Here is a 2,824-nt window from a genome sequence, read left to right on the forward strand (position 1 = left end):
CAGGCGCATGTCATCGTTCAGCCGCCGAGGCAGAACAATGGTGTGAGGTTCACGAAGGAATCAGGTGCGGGGAGGACGCCAATGATCGGGGGGGGGCCTGGTCAGAAGGCCTTCGCCATAGGTATCGACAGGGCGGGGAGTCGAGAAGGTGAGCGCGGGCTCGAGCATGCTGACCTGCAATGTGCTTGCGGTCCTGCATTCCTGGCCGATTTTGCAGGCCTTGTTGGCGTGCTGAGAGGTTTTCCCCTGATCCTGGTCCTGACAGCAGTCGTGCTCCATCCCTGCCATCATCTGCATGCCCATGGTTTGCATGGGGCAAGGCTCGATGGCTGAGTCGACTCCCGCCATCCCGTTGAGAGGAAGCGAAAGTACGAGCATCAGGATAGTGAACAGTCGCAGGATGCGGATCATAGGGGCGAGTTTAGGTGATATTGGTTAGCGCAGCATTAACTGCGCCTTTACTTAAGAAAAACGCAATTACTTCTGTTTACTACTGCGACGTTGCAATCACCTCAACGTGCTTGGGTAAAGCAATAGAGATCAGGGCTGCGAGTAGCATGAAGGCCGAGGAAATCCATAAACAAGCTCCCAGCCCGTAGGCTTGGAATACCCAGCCCGAGAGCAGCGTACCAACCAGGCGACCCAGGGCGTTGGACATGTAGTAAAAGCCCACATCCAGCGAGACCCCATCTTCCTTGGCATAGCTGACGATCAGGTAGCTGTGCAGCGATGAGTTCACCGCGAATAGCACACCAAACAGCATCAACCCACCCAGCAGCACTACTTGCGCTGACCAGCCTGCCGACAGGCCCACGGCGATGAGCGCAGGTAGCCCGGCCAGGGCGATTGCCCAGATGAAGGCTGCTCGGCCGTCTGGCACATGACCACGCTTCTTGCCGGTGATGTGGGGGGCAAACGACTGGACGATGCCGTAGCCGATTACCCATGTGGCCAAGAAGCCACCGACCAGCCAGAAGTCCCAGCCAAACGCAGAGTTCAGGTACACCGGCAGAGCCACCACGAACCAGACATCCCGAGCACCAAACAAAAACAGCCGTGCGGCGGAGAGGATGTTGATGGCCCGGCTCTTGGACAGCATGTCGCGGAATTTCGGCTTGGCCTTGGCCTTGCCCAAGTCCTTTTTCAGCAGGATCAGACTGCCGATCCAAATCAGGGCCAGCACCGCCGCCATGGCCAGTACCGCCTGGCTGAAACCGAGCAGCGCAAGCAGTGCTCCCCCGAGGAAGAAGCCCACGCCTTTGAGCGCGTTTTTCGAGCCCGTCAGGATGGCCACCCATTTGTAGAGGGTGCCTTGCTGGCTGTCCGGCACCAGGAGCTTGATGGAGCTCTTGGCGCTCATCTTGTTCAGGTCCTTGGCGATGCCGGAGAGCGCCTGGGCGGCCATTACCCACGGCACCGTCAGCGAGGCTGCTGGTACCGTGAGCATCAGTAGGGCGACGACCTGCATGCCAAGGCCGATGTTCATGGTGCGGTTTAACCCCAGGCGGGCGCCGAGGTAGCCACCCACGAGGTTGGTGATCACGCCGAACACTTCGTAGAACAGGAACAGCGCCGCAATCTGCAGCGGCGTGTAGCCCAGCGAATGGAAGTGCAGTACCACCAACATGCGCAATGCGCCGTCGGTGAGGGTGAAGGCCCAGTAATTGCCGGTAACCAGCAGGTACTGACGCACTTCCGCAGACAGGGCTGACAACGCCTTCATGATCGCCGTTTACTCCGCTGCGCCGACTAAGCGTGCCAGTTCCGCGGCACGGTTGGCGTAGCCCCACTCGTTGTCGTACCAGGCGTAGATCTTCACCTGGGTACCGTTGACTACAAGGGTGGACAGCGCATCGATGATCGAGGACCGCGGATCGGTGCGGTAGTCGATGGACACCAAGGGGCGCTCTTCGTAGCCCAGAATGTCCTTCAGCGGCCCTTCGGCAGCGGCTTTCAGCAGCGAGTTGACCTCTTCAGCCGTCGTCTCACGTTCCACTTCGAACACGCAGTCGGTCAGCGAGGCGTTGGCCAGCGGTACACGCACGGCATGACCATTCAGCTTGCCGCGCAGTTCGGGGAAGATCTCGGCGATTGCGGTGGCCGAGCCTGTGGTGGTCGGGATCAGGCTCATGCCTGAGGCACGGGCACGACGCAGGTCCTTGTGCGGTGTATCGAGGATGCTCTGGGTATTGGTGAGGTCGTGAATGGTGGTGATCGAGCCGTGGCGGATGCCCAAATTCTCGTGAATCACCTTGACCACCGGGGCCAGGCAGTTAGTAGTGCAGGAAGCGGCGGTGACGATACGATGCTGCGCCGGGTCGAACAGGTGCTGGTTGACGCCCATCACCACGTTCAGTGCGCCTTTCTCCTTTACTGGAGCGCAGACGACCACACGTTTGACGCCTTGATCCAGGTAGGCCTGGAGCACGGCTACCGACTTCATCTTGCCGCTGGCATCGATGACCAGGTCGCAGCCCGACCAGTCGGTGTCCGCGATGGTCTTGTTGGCGGTGACCTTGATGCGCTTGCCCTCGATCACTACCGCGTCGCCCTCTGCGCAGGCTTCACGGTGCCAGCGTCCGTGGATCGAATCGAAGTTGATCAGATGGGCATGGGTCTCGGCGTCACCGGCCGGGTCATTGATCTGCACAAACTCGAATTCCGGCCAGTCCCAGGATGCGCGAAGCGCCAAGCGACCAATACGGCCAAACCCATTGATACCTACTTTGATAGCCATGTTCTTGTTCTCGAATCGCGATTAGCGAAAGGTCAGAGGGTGTCGCTGAACTGGTTGATATACCCAACGTGCGCAGGGTTCTGGATC

At 59.6% G+C, this 2,824-nt stretch carries 3 protein-coding genes; all 3 read right to left on the reverse strand.

Annotation, left to right across the window (positions count from 1 at the left end):
• Positions 1-60: 60 nt before the first annotated feature.
• The gene (locus tag DM373_RS29905) at positions 61-411 is read right to left on the reverse strand and encodes a hypothetical protein (RefSeq protein WP_110996600.1); all 351 of its coding nucleotides are present in this window, start codon (positions 409-411) and stop codon (positions 61-63) included.
• A 79-nt stretch (positions 412-490) separates the two neighbouring features.
• Positions 491-1,723, reverse strand: a complete 1,233-nt coding sequence (arsJ, locus tag DM373_RS28280; protein WP_110996601.1) for an organoarsenical effux MFS transporter ArsJ — start codon at positions 1,721-1,723, stop codon at positions 491-493.
• Positions 1,724-1,732: 9 nt separating this feature from the next.
• Entirely contained in the window at positions 1,733-2,737 is a 1,005-nt protein-coding gene (locus tag DM373_RS28285) for an ArsJ-associated glyceraldehyde-3-phosphate dehydrogenase (RefSeq protein WP_110996602.1), read from the reverse strand.
• Between the last annotated feature and the right edge of the window lie 87 nt (positions 2,738-2,824).

This window comes from Pseudomonas sichuanensis (assembly GCF_003231305.1).
Lineage (GTDB): Bacteria > Pseudomonadota > Gammaproteobacteria > Pseudomonadales > Pseudomonadaceae > Aquipseudomonas > Aquipseudomonas sichuanensis.

Bases quoted from the DNA above. Each gene is read 5' to 3' on its own strand.
- DM373_RS29905 (WP_110996600.1), bottom strand. From the start codon at position 411: ATGATCCGCATCCTGCGACTGTTCACTATCCTGATGCTCGTACTTTCG.
- arsJ (WP_110996601.1), bottom strand. From the start codon at position 1,723: ATGAAGGCGTTGTCAGCCCTGTCTGCGGAAGTGCGTCAGTACCTGCTG.
- DM373_RS28285 (WP_110996602.1), bottom strand. From the start codon at position 2,737: ATGGCTATCAAAGTAGGTATCAATGGGTTTGGCCGTATTGGTCGCTTG.